The following is a 14873-nucleotide window of genomic DNA, read 5'->3' on the forward strand; positions in this document are numbered from 1 at the left end:
AAGTTCCTACTCGCCGTTGCAGGACGACTCCCCACGGGAACGGCCGGGTGGCGGTAAGGTCGCATCGCCGTGGCCCCCGGTGGATCAGAAGCCGGGGACGTTGTTGTGTCGCCTCGGTCACATTGGGAACAAGTTTCCGCGAGTGGGCGTACAACAAACGCACGAGGGCGGTAAGGTACGCCGCCCGTTGGACGTTACACCGGGCGCGACACCTACGGGCGAATGAATTGGGAGTGTGAACACCGATGGCCACCGACTACGACGCGCCACGTCGCGACGAGGTCGACCTCGGGGAGGACAGCCTCGAGGAGCTGAAGTCCCGCCGGACCGATGCGCAGTCGGCGATCGTCGACGTCGACGAGACGGAGCTGGGCGAGACCTTCGAGCTCCCCGGCGCCGACCTCGCCGACGAGGACATGACGGTCAAGGTCCTGCCGATGCAGGCCGACGAGTTCCGCTGCTCGCGCTGCTTCCTGGTGCACCACCGCAGCCAGCTCGCGGCCGAGCGCAACGGGGAGCTGATCTGCCGGGAGTGCGCCTGACGGTGAGTTGATCACGCGGACCTGGCGCAGGCGTGCTTGAGTCATAGGCGGCACCGTTTCGCACCTCCGGAGGTAGACGATGGCCCAGCCTGACGAGCTCGCCGAGAACCAGCCGCTGGACGGCGCCGCCGCCTCCTCGGGCGCCGCCGTCCCGGTCGACGAGGCCGAGCTGTCCACCGCGGTGGCGGCGCTGACCGACGAGGGCGTCGAGCAGAAGGAGCGCCGGCGCCTGCTCGGCCGGCTGGTCCGTCTCGAGATCCGCGAGCGGGGCGTCAAGGACCTGTTCCGGCCGAAGAAGGCGCTCAACTGGATCACCGACACGGTGACGACGGTCGCACCGCACATCCCGGTGCGTGACCTCGACACGTTGCGGGTGCACCACCCCGGGCTGGAGGGCGACGCGCTCGCGGACCGGCTGGTGCGCAACGCGGCGCGGGTCACCGCCGGCATCGGCGCCGCCGGCGGCGGCGTGGCCGCCGTCGAGTGGGCCGTGACCCCCAGCCTGCTGACCGCCCCGGTCCTGCTGGCCGCCGAGACGGTCGCCGTGGTCGCGGTGGAGATGAAGCTGATCGGCGAGCTGCACGCCGTCTACGGCCGCCCGGTGGAGGGCACCGGCGCCGAGCGCGCGGTGGTCCTGATCCAGGCGTGGGCCGAGCGCCGCGGCGTCAACCCGCTGCGGGTCGGCGGCAGCGTCGCCGCCGCCATGGGCACCGCGCTGCGCAAGGAGCTGCGCGACCGGCTCCTGCAGCGCTTCGGGCGCAACCTGAGCACCCTGGGCCCGTTCCTGACCGGCGCCGCCGTCGGAGGGTTCCTCAACCGCCGGGCCACGCTGGCGCTCGGCACCGAGATCCGCAAGGACCTCCAGGCCGGGCGCAAGGTCATCGAGGGCTGAGCGCCGCCGCGAGCCGCTCCGGGTGGCGGGTGCTGATCAGCCAGTACGGCGTCGGATCTGCGTCGTCGGTCACATCGACGCGGACCGCGCCGGCGATCCACGGCCGCTGGATCACGAACGCCTCCGGGTCCGCGTACGGGCCGAGCAGGTCGCGCTTGTCCGCGGCCGACAGCGGCGTCACCTCACCGACGTATCGCAGCGGAATGTGCGCGTCGTCGACCCGTAGCTCGCCGTTGGACACCTCGACGCGGATGCGCCCCAGCCACCACAGTCCTACGGTGGTCAACGGCAGCAGGACGAGGTAGGGGATCCACGTCGCCAGGCCGGGCGCGCCGAGCCGGACCTCCGCCGCGAGGAGCCCGGCGACCGCCACCGCCGGCAGCCAGAGCCACCAGGCGACGGTGAGGCGCTCACGGTACGAGGTCGGCTGTGCCACGTGTGCGAGGGTACGTGTCCGGTGCGCAGGGGCACCCGGCAGGATGGAGGCATGACGGTGGAGGTTCACGTCCGGCGGCTCGACCCCGAGCTGCCGCTGCCGGCGTACGCGCACCCCGGCGACGCGGGCGCCGACCTGGTCGCGGCGCGGGACGTCGACATCGCCCCGGGCGAGCGGGCGCTGGTCCCCACGGGGATCGCGATCGCGCTGCCGGACGGCTACGTCGGCCTCGTGCACCCGCGGTCGGGCCTGGCGCACCGGCTCGGCGTGACGGTGCTCAACGCGCCGGGCACGATCGACGCGGGGTACCGCGGCGAGATCCTGGTGAACCTCGTCAATCACGATCGGGTGATCACGGCCAAAATCAGCCGAGGTGACCGGATTGCCCAGCTTGTGGTCCAGCGGGTGGAGCGGGCACACTTCCACGGCGTCGACCACCTTCCCGATACTGTGCGCGGAGCCGGGGGTCACGGATCCACCGGTGGGCATGCTGAACTGGAGGCAGAGCAGTGATCTTCTCGCGCAATCGCGGGAGCGGGCGGCACGCGAAGGACGACACCCGCCCCAGCGGGACCCGCCGGCTCGAGGAGGAGCTGGGCCTCGTCGACGACGAGCCGGAGGAGGCGGTGGCGCCCAAGGCGGACCGGCCCGAGGGCCCGTATGACATCACCGAGGCGCCCGCCGGCATCCCGCAGCTCGACCTGGGCGCGCTCAAGGTGCCCGCGGTCGACGACGTGGAGGTCCGCGTCCAGGCCGACAACGAGGGCAAGATCCAGCAGATCGTGCTCGTCCACAACGACAGCGCCCTGCAGCTCGGCGTCTTCGCCGCGCCCCGCAGCGAGGGCATCTGGGACGAGGTCCGCGGCGAGATCCGCAAGCAGCTGTTCACCGACGGCGTCGCGGCCGAGGACGCCGAAGGCGAGTGGGGGGTCGAGCTGCGCGCCCGCGTGCGCACCCCCGACGGCCTGACCGACATCCGGTTCGTCGGCATCGACGGCCCCCGCTGGCTGGTCCGTGCCGTCTTCCAGGGCCCGGCCGCGGTCGACCCGAGCGTCGCGCCGCAGCTGCTGCAGTGCCTGCGCAACCTGGTCGTCGACCGGGGCCACGAGGCGATGCCGGTCCGCGAGCCGCTGCCGCTGCACCTGCCGAAGGAGGTCGCCGAGGCGACCGCCGCCGAGGGCCAGTCCGAGGCTCCCGTCACGGACGCGGCCGACGGTGCCAATGGCGCCGGTGGGGCGGAGCGCCGAAAGCCGTCACCGAGGCCCCGGCGCAAATAGCCGTTGTGAGCTGTACCGTCGTAGTGAGGTGTCATGTCTGGCCGAGGAGGGTGGCACCGACATCATGACCACGGACAGTGAGAAAGTCGTCGATCCGTCCGTCGAGCAGGCGAGGGGGCTGCGGAGGTTCTTCCGCCGCCTCACCGCCAGCGAGGCGGAGCTCGACGCCGAAGAGCTGCAGCGCGACGCCAAGCAGTGCGGCAGCATGCCCGCGCTCGCCTGCCGGCGCGGTCAGGTCGTGAGCCTGAAGGGCCGGTTGCGCACCGTGGTCTACACGCCGCGCACCAACCTGCCCACCCTGGAGGCGGAGCTGTTCGACGGCAGCGATCTGGTGACCCTGGTCTTCCTGGGTCGCCGGCACATCGCCGGCATCGAGCCCGGTCGAGCGATCACGGCGAAGGGGCGCATCGCGGTCCGCGACGGCCGTAAGGTGCTCTACAACCCGTATTACGAGCTCGACACACCCAGATGAGGCCGGATGCAGCCAGGTAAGACCGCCGACGCCGAGGAAGAAGCGCCGCTGCCCTCGTTCTCGGTGCAGATGTCCGAGCAGCTGGGCGGGGCCCGCGGCCTCATCGAGTCGAGCATCCCGATCACGCTCTTCATCGTGGTCAACTTCCTGGGCGACCACTTCCACTGGTGGTCGCTGCGCACGTCGCTGATCGTCGCGGTCGCCGCCGCCCTGTCCATGGCCGTGTACCGGCTGAGCCGGCGCGAGTCGGTCCGCCACTCGGTCAACGGCGTGTTCGGCATCGCGATCGGCGCGTACCTGGCCTGGAAGAGCGGCGACGCCAAGGACATCTACCTGCCGGGCATGGCCCTGACCGCGGCGTATGCGGTCGGCATGCTCGCCTCGGTCGCGTTCCGCCGGCCCCTGGTCGGCTGGCTGTGGTCCGTGATGCTCGACAAGGGCGAGACCCGCTGGCGGGACAACCCCCGGCTGCGCCGTGCCTTCGCCTGGCTCACGGTCCTGTGGGCCGTCGTCTACCTGGCGAAGCTCGGCGTGCAGATCCAGCTCTGGCGCGAGGACGCCGCCGACCTGCTCGGCGTCGCCCGCCTGGCGCTGGGCTGGCCGCCGTACGCGCTGCTGGCGGCGCTGACGATCTGGCAGGCGCGGCGCATCATCCGCGACTCGGAGCCCGCCACGCCCGCCGTCGAGGTCGCCCGCCCGGCCGACTGACCCCCGGCCCGGGACGGGACGGGGGCCAGAGCGCCGGACGGGCCGGAGGCCCGGACGGGGCTAGAAGAACTGCGGCCCGCGCTTCTTGCGGGTGTTCTCCACCGAGTCGGCGCCGAGGATCACCGCGCGCACCGAGTCCTCCATCTCCGAGGTGACCACGAAGACCAGCTCGTCGCCGGCCTCGAGGGGGTCGTCCGGGGTGGGGACGAGGACCCGCTTGCCGCGCAGGATGGCGACCAGCGCCGAGTCGTGCGGCAGCGGCACCTCGCGGACCGGGTGGCCGACGTACGGCGCGGTCTCCGGCAGCGTGATCTCCACGAGATTGGCCTCGGACTGGCGGAACGTCATGAGCCGGACCAGGTCGCCGACGGAGACGGCCTCCTCGACCAGCGCCGCCATCAGGCGGGGCTTGCTCACGGAGACGTCGACGCCCCACTGCTCGTTGAACAGCCACTCGTTCTCGGCGCGGTTGATGCGGGCCACCACCCGCGGCACCGCGAACTCGGTCTTCGCCAGCAGCGACACGACGAGGTTGACCTTGTCGTCGCCGGTCGCGGCGACCACCACGTCGCAGGAGGACAGGTCGGCCTCCTGCAGGGAGGACAGCTCGCAGGCGTCGGCGAGGATCCACTCGGCGGCGGGGACGCGCTCGGGGCGGACCATGCGCGGGACGCGCTCGATGAGCATGACCTGGTGGCCGTTGTCGACCAGCTCCGTGGCGATGGAGCGGCCGACGTTGCCGGCCCCGGCGATGGCGATCCGCATGATCAGTGTCCCCCTTCGGGAGCGGAGCCGGTGACCTTCGTCACGGAGGCGACCATCTCGTCCGTGACGAGCATGAAGGCGAGATCGCCGTCCTGGATCACGGTCGACTCGGTGGGCAGCATGGCCAGGCCGAAGCGCATCAGGTACGCCAGCCGGGTGCCGCTGTGCGCCTCCAGGTCGCCGACCGAGCGGCCGATCCAGTCGGGGTGCATCGGGATCTCCATGATGGAGACGGTGCTGGTGGGGTCGCGCCAGATCTCCACGTTGCCCTCGGGGACCAGGTGGCGCAGCATGCGGTCGGCGGTCCACCGGACCGTGGCGACGGTCGGGATGCCGAGGCGCTCGTACACCTCGGCGCGCTTCGGGTCGTAGATGCGGGCGACGACCCGTTCGACGCCGAACGTCTCGCGGGCGACCCGGGCCGAGATGATGTTGGAGTTGTCGCCGGAGGAGACCGCGGCGAAGGCGTCGGCCCGCTCGATGCCGGCGGACAGCAGCACGTCGCGGTCGAAGCCGATCCCGGTGACGGTCGCGCCGGTGAAGTCCCCGCCCAGGCGGCGGAACGCGTCGGCATCGGAGTCGATCACCGCGACCGAGTGTCCGCGCTGCTCAAGGCTCAGTGCGAGGGTCGAGCCCACGCGCCCGCACCCCATGATCACCACGTGCACGTAACGCCTCCGATGTGTGCGGCACCCGTGTTGAGGATGCCATGCGCGGGCCGGACCGGTGCATCCGGCAGGCGCGCGACCCGTACGCTTAGCGGTCGTGGCCAGTCCCACCTCCCTGATGAAGCGGCTGCTCCTGGGCCGACCGTTCCGCTCGGACCGGCTGAAACACACGCTGCTGCCCAAGCGCATCGCCCTGCCCGTCTTCGCCTCCGACGCGCTGTCGTCGGTCGCCTACGCGCCGGACGAGATCCTGCTGACGCTGTCGATCGCCGGGGCGGGGGCGTTCCTCATCTCGCCGTGGATCGGCCTGGCCGTCGCTGTGGTGATGCTCACGGTCGTCGCGAGCTACCGGCAGAACGTGCACGCCTACCCGTCCGGCGGCGGCGACTACGAGGTGGCGTCGGTCAACCTCGGGCCGCGCTTCGGCGTCGCGGTCGCCAGCGCGCTGCTCGTCGACTACGTGCTGACCGTCGCCGTGTCGACCGCGTCCGGCGTGGCGAACCTCGGCTCGGTCGTGCCGTGGGTCGCCACCCACAAGGTCGCGATCTCGATCATCGCGATCGCGATCCTGACCGCGCTGAACCTGCGCGGCATCCGCGAGTCGGGCAGCGCCTTCGCGATCCCCACGTACGGCTTCATGATCGTGATGATCGGCATGGTCATCACGGGCTTCTTCAAGATCTTCGTCCTGGGCGACGACCTGCGCGCGCCGAGCGCCGGGCTGACCATCGAGGCCGAGCACGCCAACCTGAGCGGCTGGGCCATGGCGTTCCTGCTGCTGCGGACCTTCTCGTCCGGCTGCGCCGCGCTCACCGGCGTCGAGGCGATCTCCAACGGCGTGCCGGCGTTCAGGGAGCCGAAGAGCAAGAACGCGGCGACCACGCTGCTGCTGCTCGGCTCGATCTCGATCACCATGCTGCTCGGCATCATCCTGCTGGCCGGCAAGACCGGCCTGCAGTACGTCGAGGACCCCGCCCGGCAGATCGTCAGCGGCCCCGACAACTACGTGCAGAAGACGGTCACCACCCAGCTCGGCGAGACCGTCTTCGGCTCCGGCTCGATCATGCTCTACGTCGTCGCCGTGATCACCGCGCTGATCCTGTTCCTGGCCGCGAACACCGCGTTCAACGGCTTCCCGGTGCTCGGCTCGATCCTCGCCCAGGACCGCTACCTGCCCCGCCAGCTGCACACCCGCGGCGACCGCCTGGCGTTCTCCAACGGCATCATCCTGCTGGCCCTCGCCGCGATGGTGCTCATCGTCGGGTTCCAGGGCGAGGTCACCCGCCTCATCCAGCTGTACATCGTGGGCGTGTTCGTGTCGTTCACGCTGTCGCAGGCCGGCATGATCCTGCACTGGAACCGGCTGCTGCGCACCGTACGGGACAAGAGCACCCGGGCCCGCATGATCCGGTCCCGCACGATCAACATGATCGGCCTGAGCATGACCGGCGCCGTGCTCATCGTCGTGCTCATCACGAAGTTCCTGCTCGGCGCGTACATCGCCATTATCGCCATGATCGTCATCTACTTCCTGATGGTCGGCATCAAGAAGCACTACGACACCGTCGCCCGGGAGCTGATGCCGTCGGAGGACCGGCCCGTCCTGCCGTCGCGCAACCACGCCGTCGTGCTGGTCAGCAAGGTGCACCGCCCCACGCTGCGGGCCGTCGCCTACGCGCAGGCCACCCGGCCCGACTCGCTGACGGCGCTGACCGTCAACGTCGACGACCACGACACCCGCAACCTGCAGGCGGAGTGGGAGCGCCGCGGCATCCCGGCACCGCTGACGGTCGTGGAGAGCCCGTACCGCGAGATCACCCGCCCGATCCTGGACTTCGTCCGGTCGAAGCGGCGCGACTCGCCCCGCGACGTGGTCACCGTCTTCATCCCCGAGTACGTGGTCGGCCGCTGGTGGGAGCACCTGCTGCACAACCAGAGCGCGCTGCGGCTCAAGGGCCGCCTGCTGTTCGAGCCGGGTGTCATGGTCACCAGCGTCCCGTGGCAGCTCAGCTCGATCGACGACGTCGACATCGCCAAGCTCGACGCCGCGTTCACCCGCGGACCGCAGCGTGGCCCGCGCCGCGCCGCCGAGACCCCCACCGAATGATGCTCGAGCTGGAGATCGGGGCGGTGGCGCACGGCGGGCACTGCGTCGCCCGGCACGACGGCCGCGTCATCTTCGTGCGGCACGCGCTGCCCGGCGAGCGGGTGCTGGCCAGGATCACCGAGGAGCGCAAGGGCTACCTGCGCGCCGACGCCGTCGAGATCCTGCTGCCCTCACCCGACCGGGTCATCCCGCCGTGCCCGTTCTCCGGCCCCGGCGCGTGCGGCGGCTGCGACTGGCAGCACGCCGCCCCCGACGCCCAGCGCCGGATGAAGTCCCAGGTCCTGAGCGAGCAGCTGGCCCGCCTCGCCGGATTTTCGGCGTCGGTACCGGTGGAAGCCCTGCCCGGAGGGGCGCTCGGCTGGCGCACCCGGGTCCAGTACGCCGTCGACGACGAGGGACGGGCCGGCTTCCACCGGCACCGCTCCGCCGAGGTGGTGCCCGTCGACCGGTGCCGGATCGCGCACCCGGCGATCCAGGCGCTGCCGGTGACCGGCCGCCGGTGGCCGCCCGGCTCGACCGTGGAGGCCGTCGCCGCGTCCGGCGGGGAGACCGCGGTGCTGACCAGGGCCGGCCGCAGCGGCGCGCTCACCGGCCCGCCCGTGCGGGTCCGTGAGGTCGCCGCCGGCCACGAATGGAGCGTCGACGCCGGCGGCTTCTGGCAGGTCCACCCGCACGCCGTGGAGACGTTCACCGGCACCGTGCTGGACATGCTGCGCCCCGCGGCCGGGGAGCGGGCCTGGGACCTGTACGGCGGCGTCGGCCTCTTCGCCGCCACCATCGCCCCGCACTGCGGCCCGGTCACCGTCGTGGAGGGTGACCGCCGCGCCGTCGCCGCCGGCCGCAAGGCGCTGCGCGACCTGCCGGACGTCCGCTTCGTCAACGGCGACGTGGCCGCGACGATCGCCAACCCGCGCTGGCGCAGCGTCGACCTGGTCGTGCTCGACCCGCCCCGGGCCGGCGCCGGGCGCGAGGTCGTCTCGTCGATCGCGGCCAGGTCACCGCGCGCGATCGCGTACGTCGCGTGCGACCCGGCCGCGTTCGCCAGGGACGCCGGCCTGCTGCTGGGCCTCGGCTACGAGCTGTCGCAGGTGCGCGCCTTCGACAGCTTCCCGATGACCCAGCACTTCGAGACGATCGGCCTGTTCAGCCGTTCCTAGAACGGCCAGTCGCCGCGCTCGCCGGCCTCCAGCAGGGTGATCATGCCGAACCCCGCGTCGGTGAGGCCGCCGAACGTCCAGCGGTTGCGCGCCTGCGGGGTGTGGCCCATCCGGTACCCGGCCAGGTTCCAGGTGAACAGCGGGGTCGTGGCCGGTACCGACGTGGACACGTCGCCGTCGAAGGACGCCTGCTCGTCGGTCAGGATCACCACCCGGTGCTGGCCGCGGTAGTGCTCCCGCACCGCCGACGCCGTGTTGGTGCCGCCGTTGTGGAAGTGCCCCTTGGCCTTGAACCGGTCGATCCCGCGCAGCAGCGACTCACCCCGCTGCACCGGGAACACCGTGGTGCGGGTCGAGAACGACACGACCTTCGCCCGCTCGCACCGCAGCGCCAGCGCCAACCCGAAGAGCACCGCCGCGTCCCACCGCATGAGCGTGCCGTCCTTCGAGAACGGCGAGTGCATCGAGCCGGACGTGTCGATCAGGATCAGCGTGTCGCCCGGCAGGTACGGGATGTTCGCCAGGCTCAGGTTCAGCGCCTGCTCCAGCGCCCACGCCCAGCGCAGCGACGGTGCCGCCCGGTAGGCCGACAGGAACCGCATCGGCAGCTGCCGCGACCGCGCCACCTCGCCGGGGTCCGCCAGCCGCGCCGCGACCCCCGCCGCGACCTCGTCCGACACCCCCGCCTGGTCGAAGTTACGCAGGTTACGCAGGCAGGACATGTACCCCATCGACGGGATCATCGCCTCCCACAGGGCCGCCTTGGGCAGCCGCGAGCCGCCGAGCGACAACGCGTCCTCCCAGGTCATGCCGGCCACGCGGAGCCGCTGCGGGTCCAGCAGCACCGCCGGGTCGTCCGCCGCGTCGGCGCGCAGGGCCGCGTTGGCGGCGACCGTCGCCAGCGACGCCGCCACGCGTGGCTCGGGCCGGGCGTGCCGGCGGTCGAGCGCGAACGTGAACAGGTCGCCCTGCGCCGGCCCGGACGGGGACGGGTGGGTCAGGTCGAGCACGTCACCGAAGCGGAACGCGTGGCTGGCGGTGTCGTACTTGAGCAGGCTGCGCTGCGTGTACAGCCGCCGGGCCGCGTCAGCGACGCCCCGCTTCACCGGCTTCGGCACCGCCCGGCCGTAGCGCGACGTCCAGTACGAGAGCAGCTCACCGGGCTCGTCGGCGCGCTGCAGCACGTCGGCCACCACGCGGCGGTGCTCGCCGGTGCCGTTGACCAGGCCGGCGGCCAGGCGGGCGCGGACGTACTCGGCCGCGCCGACCAGCGCCGCGGTGCGCAGGTTCGCGCCGCCGCGCAGCCAGCGCAGCAGCGCCGCGGTCCACTGCGGGTGCGCGACGGCGGCCGCCGCGATCAGCTCGCGGTAGCGCTGGTCGCGGTCGGCACCCGGCTCGTAGAAGGTCTGCTCGCCGACCATGTTGGCGACCGCCAGCAGGAACAGCTCCGACCGCGGGTCGCGGGCGTAGCCGGCGCCACCCTGGTAGGTGACCCCGTCGGGGCGGCGGGTGCGCTGCCGGTTGAACTTGGCCATGGTGGGATCACCCTCCTTCGGGGCTGGTGTGCTGGGAAGACGGTGATGTCCCGTCGTGGTGACCCGAGATCCAGGCGACGCCGGCACACAGTGCTCTGACCGCTGAGCTACGCCCCGATGGGCCGGGACGGCAGGATTCGAACCTGCGACCTCTCGATGAGGATTCGAAGTATCCGGCGTCTACGCACCGGGTCACCACGACGGGACATCGTGTGCCGGGAACCGTAGCAGCGGATATTCGCGTGGCGCGCGCCATTTTCCGGCGGCGATGATGTGGTGATGTTCGATGTCCGCGCCGTCGACCTGCGGCTGCTCAACTCGCTGACGAAGTACCCGTCGATCGCCACATACCACACCCTGGAGCCGGGCTCCGGGTGCCTCGCCGCGCCGGCCACGGTGTTCCCGGGCGAGGTCGTCGCGACCGAGAAGGTCGACGGGACCAACAGCCGGCTCGTCCTGCTGCCCGACGGGTCCTACCTCATCGGGTCGCGGGAGGAGCTGCTGTACGCGAAGGGCGACCTCATCGGCAACCCGGCCCTCGGCATCGTCGAGCAGCTCAAGCCGGTCGCGGAGCGGCTGCCCCGCGGTGCCGGGATCCGCGTGTACTACCTGGAGCTGTACGGCGGCAAGGTCGGCGGCGCGGCGAAGCAGTACACCCGGGACCCGGCACGCTTCGGGTGGCGCCTCTTCGACGTGGCCGAGCTGGCCGACTGGCAGGAGCCGCTGACCTGGTCGCCGGCGAAGATCTCGGCGTGGCGGGAGTCCGGCGGCCAGCCGTGGCTGCCCGAGGACGCCCTGGTCGCCCTCGCCGCGCAGGCCGGGCTGGAGCTCACCCCGCGGCTGTGGCACCGGCCCGGCGCCGAGCTGCCGGCCGGGATCGAGGACATGCACCAGCTGCTCACGGCGACGCTGCCGGCCACCCTCGTCGGGCTGGACGGCGCCGAGGGCCGCGCCGAGGGGCTCGTGCTGCGCGCCCCGGACCGCTCGGTGATCGCCAAGGCCCGCTTCCAGGACTACGAGCGGACGCTGCGCCGGCGGCGGTGAAGTGTCGTACCTGGCACGTAGACTCCCCCTGTCGTTGAGCGGTGGTTTCGGGGGCGGGGGGAGTGTCGGGTATGGCAACACTGCGGGAGCGGCTCGCCGAGGAGGTGCCGCTGGTCGCGGTCAGCTTCGGCGACGAGGACGCCGCGCGGGACGCGGCGCTCGCGCGCGACCTGCGCGTCGACGTCGCCGAGCTGCGCGTCGACTGGTATGCCTCCACGCAGCCCGAGCACGCGCTGGAGCAGGTGCGGCCGTTCGCCGGGGTGCCGACGCTCGCCACGATCCGGTCGAAGGACGAGGGGGGCTACTGGGCGGGTGACGAGCCGGCGCGGCTGCGGCTCTACGAGGCGGTCATGCCCGAGGTCGACGCCGTGGATGTCGAGCTGGCCTCCGCCGAGATCCGCCCCGGCGTGGTGGCCGCCGCCCGCGCGCACGGCACCCTCGTCGTCCTGTCCCACCACGACTTCGCCGCCACCCCGTCCGCGGCCGCGCTCGACTCGCTCGTCGAGGAGGGCTTCGCCGCCGGCGCCGACCTCGTCAAGATCAGCACGATGGCCCACGGCCCCGACGACGTGCGGACCCTCACCGAGCTGACCCTGCGCCACCAGCACCGCGGCGTGATCGTCATCGGCATGGGCGCCGAGGGCGCCGCCTCCCGCGTCATGCTGCCGGTGCTCGGCTCGCGGATCACCTATTCGGCGATGGGCGGCCGGCCGGCACCGGGGCAGCTGCCGTTCGAGGAGACGGTGCGGCTGCTGGAGCTGTTCTCACCCCGCTTCGCCCGGCGGCGGTCCGGTGACTGAGCCGACGGGAGCCTCCGGGGCGGACGACCTGCCGCGCGGGGGCGAGGGGGCGCGGCCTTCTTCGGGGGCGGCGGCCGGGGGCGCTGGCGCCGGTGGTGCGTCCACGCCGCCGGGTGCGCCGGAGTCGCCGGGCGCTTCTCGGCGGTCGGACCCGTCTGAGTCGCTTGGTGGTTCTGGGCCGTCGGGCGCTTCGGAGTCGCCGAGGGCTTGTGGGCCGTCGGACGCTTCGGAGTCGCCGAAGGCTTCTGGGTCGTCGGGCGTTTCTGGTTCGTCGGGCGCACCTGAGCCGTCCGAGGCGTCGGAGGTTTCCGGGCTGTCTGAGCCGTCGGCGGTTTCGGAGCCGTCGGGCGCGGGTGCCGCGGAGCCGTCGGGTGCGGGTGTCGTGGAGCCGTCTGGTGCGGGTGCCGTGGAGCCGTCGGGCGCGGGTGTCGTGGAGCCGTCTGGTGCGGGTGTCGTGGAGCCGTCCGGTGCGGCTGCGGGGTCCGAGGCGTCTGGGGTGTCGGAGCCGGCGGCCGCGGGGCGCGCTGGGGCGGGCGGCGGCGGGCGCAGGGATCAGTGGCGGCCGGTGCGGCGGACCGTGGCGCAGGTGACGATCGCGTTCACGGTGCTGTTCCTGGTGCCGTTGATCCGGCTGGTGCTCGGGCTCGACGACGGGCCGAAGGTGGAGCGGAGCCAGGCCGCGTGGGTGGTGTGGATCGCCAGCCTCGCGGTGATGGTGACGTCGGCGCTGCTCGCGGTGAAGGCGTTGCGGGCCACCGACAGGGCCACCGAGGTGCGGCTCACCTGGTGGTGCGGCGGGCTGTGGCTGGTCGGGTTCGTGCTGACGACGGTGTATTCGGGGCTGCTCGACTGATCGGGTGACCGGGTTCGCCACCGGTGGGGGCGGCGGTCCTGGCCGCGTGGCCCTATCTTCTGTGTCGTGCCGCCCGGCGCAGTCCGCGATACGGAGGAACCATGACCCAGCCCCCGGGGCCCGACGAGTCCACGGGCCCGGCCCAGCCATCCGAGCCGGTGCCCCCGGCCGATCCTGGGCAGCAGCGGGAGACCGCGCCGCCGGAGGAGACCACCCCGGCCGCCGCCGCGCCACCCGCCGCCCCGGCGTCCGGGTCGCCGACCGCCCCGGCGTCCGGGTCGCCGACCGTGCCGGCGTCCGGGTCGCCGACCGTGCCGGCCGCCGGGCCGCCGACGGTGCCCGGAGCGCCCGTTGCCGGTGAGGGCGCGCAGCCGGGCTACGCGGCACCCGGGCAGCCCGGGTATCCCGGGTATCAGGGCTACCCCGGGTATCCGGGGCAGGCGGCGCCCGGCGGGTATGTGGGGCAGCCGCAGTACCCGGCGGGCGGGTACGACCGGTCGCAGCCGTACCCGGGGCAGTACGACCCGTCGCAGCCGTACATGATCTATCACGCGGTGCCGGCCGGTGGGGCGTTCCCCGGGGTGATCGGGGAGGGTGACCCCCTGGTGAGCCCGGACTACTCGGGCTGGTGGCGGCGGGCGGTCGCGGTGCTCAGGCAGGGCTGGCGGTCGCTGGCGGTGCTGCAGCTCATCGGGTTCGCGGTGTCGCTGCTGTTCAGCGTGCCGCAGGCGTTGCTGCTGCTGAACATGACCGACGAGCTGGAGCGGGCGAGCCGGACCGTGGACCCGGACACGGGACGGCCGGTCACGCCGGATCTCGGGCCGCTGTTCACGGTCCTGGGGTTCACGGTCGTCGGGGCGTTCCTCGCGGTGATGGTGAGCTTCGTGGTGGCGATCGCGTGCAACCACGTGGCGGTGTCGGTCGCGGCGGGGGTGCGGCCGCGGATCGGGGCCGCGCTGGGGTTGGCGGTGCGGCGGATGTTCCCGCTGTTGGGGTGGCAGATCCTGGCCGGGCTGATCACCTTGGCCGGGGTGTGCGCGTGCGTCGTGCCGGCGATCTACCTCGCGGCGGTGTTCATGGTGCTGCCGGTGGTGGTGACGTTCGAGCGGGGGGCGTCGGCGATCAGCCGCTGCTTCCGGCTGTTCCACCAGGACCTGGCGGCCTCGATCAGCCGGATCGCGACGATTGCCGGGATCAGCATCGGCATCGGGGTCGTCGCGTACATCGTCAACACGATCATCCAGCTGGTGCCGGGGTCGCCGAGGTTCGACCCGGAGTCGTCGAGCCCGTTCGGGGGTGTCGGGACCGGGTACATCGTCGCGGTGGTCGCGGGCACGGTGGTGGCGGACCTGCTGGCGCGGGCGGGTGCGGTGCTGACGGCGCCGCTGACCCTCGCCGCGTACGCCGACATGCGGGCCCGGGTCGAGCCGCTGACCACGGCGACCCTCGCCGACGAGGCCGGGCTGACCCCGCCGCCGCAGGCGTACGACCCGCAGGCGTACGACCCGCAGGCGTACGGCCCGCCGGCTCACGACCCGCAGCAGCCGCCCGCGCAGCAGGGGTCGGACTCCGACTGGATGCCGCCGAACCGCTGACGCGGCAGTCCCCGGCGAAGAT

Annotated in this window: 16 protein-coding genes and 1 tRNA gene; 12 read left to right on the forward strand and 5 right to left on the reverse strand. The window is 72.6% G+C overall.

Annotation, left to right across the window (positions count from 1 at the left end):
* Nucleotides 1-245: 245 nt before the first annotated feature.
* On the forward strand, nucleotides 246-542 hold the full coding sequence (locus OP18_RS07405; RefSeq protein ID WP_033357966.1) for a DUF4193 domain-containing protein: 297 nt from the start codon (nucleotides 246-248) through the stop codon (nucleotides 540-542).
* A gap of 79 nt (nucleotides 543-621) precedes the next feature.
* Complete coding sequence (locus tag OP18_RS07410) at nucleotides 622-1434, forward strand: hypothetical protein (protein ID WP_245635280.1); 813 nt, start codon at nucleotides 622-624, stop codon at nucleotides 1432-1434.
* Here the strand turns inward: OP18_RS07410 and OP18_RS07415 are convergent.
* Nucleotides 1421-1870: a DUF3093 domain-containing protein gene (locus tag OP18_RS07415; protein WP_033357967.1), complete on the reverse strand. Its 450-nt coding sequence runs from the start codon at nucleotides 1868-1870 to the stop codon at nucleotides 1421-1423. The two genes, OP18_RS07410 and OP18_RS07415, sit on opposite strands and share 14 nt — an antisense overlap.
* A gap of 51 nt (nucleotides 1871-1921) precedes the next feature.
* On the opposite strand from OP18_RS07415, the gene dut reads away from it, so the two are divergent.
* The 4 genes from dut (at nucleotide 1922) to OP18_RS07435 (ending at nucleotide 4327) form a co-directional block, all read left to right on the forward strand.
* Nucleotides 1922-2383: a dUTP diphosphatase gene (dut, locus tag OP18_RS07420; RefSeq protein WP_033357968.1), complete on the forward strand. Its 462-nt coding sequence runs from the start codon at nucleotides 1922-1924 to the stop codon at nucleotides 2381-2383.
* Nucleotides 2380-3147 carry a DUF3710 domain-containing protein gene (locus tag OP18_RS07425; protein ID WP_063745447.1) on the forward strand — a complete coding sequence of 256 codons (768 nt, stop codon included), beginning with the start codon at nucleotides 2380-2382 and terminating at the stop codon, nucleotides 3145-3147. Before dut ends, OP18_RS07425 begins: the two co-directional genes overlap by 4 nt.
* A gap of 64 nt (nucleotides 3148-3211) precedes the next feature.
* On the forward strand, nucleotides 3212-3619 hold the full coding sequence (locus OP18_RS07430; RefSeq protein WP_033358079.1) for an OB-fold nucleic acid binding domain-containing protein: 408 nt from the start codon (nucleotides 3212-3214) through the stop codon (nucleotides 3617-3619).
* A 6-nt stretch (nucleotides 3620-3625) separates the two neighbouring features.
* Nucleotides 3626-4327 (forward strand): DUF3159 domain-containing protein, encoded by a 702-nt coding sequence (locus OP18_RS07435; RefSeq protein ID WP_033357969.1) that lies wholly within the window; start codon nucleotides 3626-3628, stop codon nucleotides 4325-4327.
* Nucleotides 4328-4387: 60 nt separating this feature from the next.
* On the opposite strand, the gene OP18_RS07440 is transcribed toward OP18_RS07435, so the two are convergent.
* Both OP18_RS07440 and OP18_RS07445 read right to left on the reverse strand, forming a co-directional pair.
* A complete protein-coding gene (locus tag OP18_RS07440) occupies nucleotides 4388-5098 on the reverse strand; it encodes a potassium channel family protein (protein ID WP_033358080.1) in 711 nt (236 codons plus the stop codon).
* Nucleotides 5095-5760 carry a potassium channel family protein gene (locus tag OP18_RS07445; RefSeq protein ID WP_033357970.1) on the reverse strand — a complete coding sequence of 222 codons (666 nt, stop codon included), beginning with the start codon at nucleotides 5758-5760 and terminating at the stop codon, nucleotides 5095-5097. The genes OP18_RS07440 and OP18_RS07445 overlap by 4 nt, the downstream gene beginning before the upstream one ends.
* 97 nt (nucleotides 5761-5857) lie before the next feature.
* Between OP18_RS07445 and OP18_RS07450 the strand changes: the two genes are divergently transcribed.
* The gene (locus tag OP18_RS07450) at nucleotides 5858-7867 is read left to right on the forward strand and encodes an APC family permease (protein WP_211273458.1); all 2010 of its coding nucleotides are present in this window, start codon (nucleotides 5858-5860) and stop codon (nucleotides 7865-7867) included.
* Nucleotides 7864-9024 carry a class I SAM-dependent RNA methyltransferase gene (locus OP18_RS07455; RefSeq protein WP_033357971.1) on the forward strand — a complete coding sequence of 387 codons (1161 nt, stop codon included), beginning with the start codon at nucleotides 7864-7866 and terminating at the stop codon, nucleotides 9022-9024. The genes OP18_RS07450 and OP18_RS07455 overlap by 4 nt, the downstream gene beginning before the upstream one ends.
* On the opposite strand, the gene OP18_RS07460 is transcribed toward OP18_RS07455, so the two are convergent.
* On the reverse strand, nucleotides 9021-10559 hold the full coding sequence (locus OP18_RS07460) for a TROVE domain-containing protein (protein ID WP_033357972.1): 1539 nt from the start codon (nucleotides 10557-10559) through the stop codon (nucleotides 9021-9023). The two genes, OP18_RS07455 and OP18_RS07460, sit on opposite strands and share 4 nt — an antisense overlap.
* A gap of 118 nt (nucleotides 10560-10677) precedes the next feature.
* A tRNA-Ser gene (locus OP18_RS56860) sits at nucleotides 10678-10750 on the reverse strand.
* Nucleotides 10751-10838: 88 nt separating this feature from the next.
* Here OP18_RS56860 and OP18_RS07465 point away from each other — a divergent pair.
* From OP18_RS07465 to OP18_RS07485, 4 genes are all read left to right on the forward strand, one after another.
* On the forward strand, nucleotides 10839-11603 hold the full coding sequence (locus tag OP18_RS07465; RefSeq protein WP_033357973.1) for an RNA ligase family protein: 765 nt from the start codon (nucleotides 10839-10841) through the stop codon (nucleotides 11601-11603).
* A 71-nt stretch (nucleotides 11604-11674) separates the two neighbouring features.
* Nucleotides 11675-12403, forward strand: a complete 729-nt coding sequence (gene aroD / locus OP18_RS07475) for a type I 3-dehydroquinate dehydratase (RefSeq protein ID WP_052386337.1) — start codon at nucleotides 11675-11677, stop codon at nucleotides 12401-12403.
* A gap of 586 nt (nucleotides 12404-12989) precedes the next feature.
* Nucleotides 12990-13256, forward strand: coding sequence for a hypothetical protein (locus OP18_RS07480; protein ID WP_156089336.1), 267 nt, complete (start codon nucleotides 12990-12992; stop codon nucleotides 13254-13256).
* Nucleotides 13257-13357: 101 nt separating this feature from the next.
* A complete protein-coding gene (locus OP18_RS07485; protein WP_156089337.1) occupies nucleotides 13358-14851 on the forward strand; it encodes a hypothetical protein in 1494 nt (497 codons plus the stop codon).
* The last annotated feature ends 22 nt before the right edge of the window (nucleotides 14852-14873 follow it).

The organism is Dactylosporangium aurantiacum (assembly GCF_000716715.1).
GTDB classification, from domain to species: Bacteria; Actinomycetota; Actinomycetes; order Mycobacteriales; family Micromonosporaceae; genus Dactylosporangium; species Dactylosporangium aurantiacum.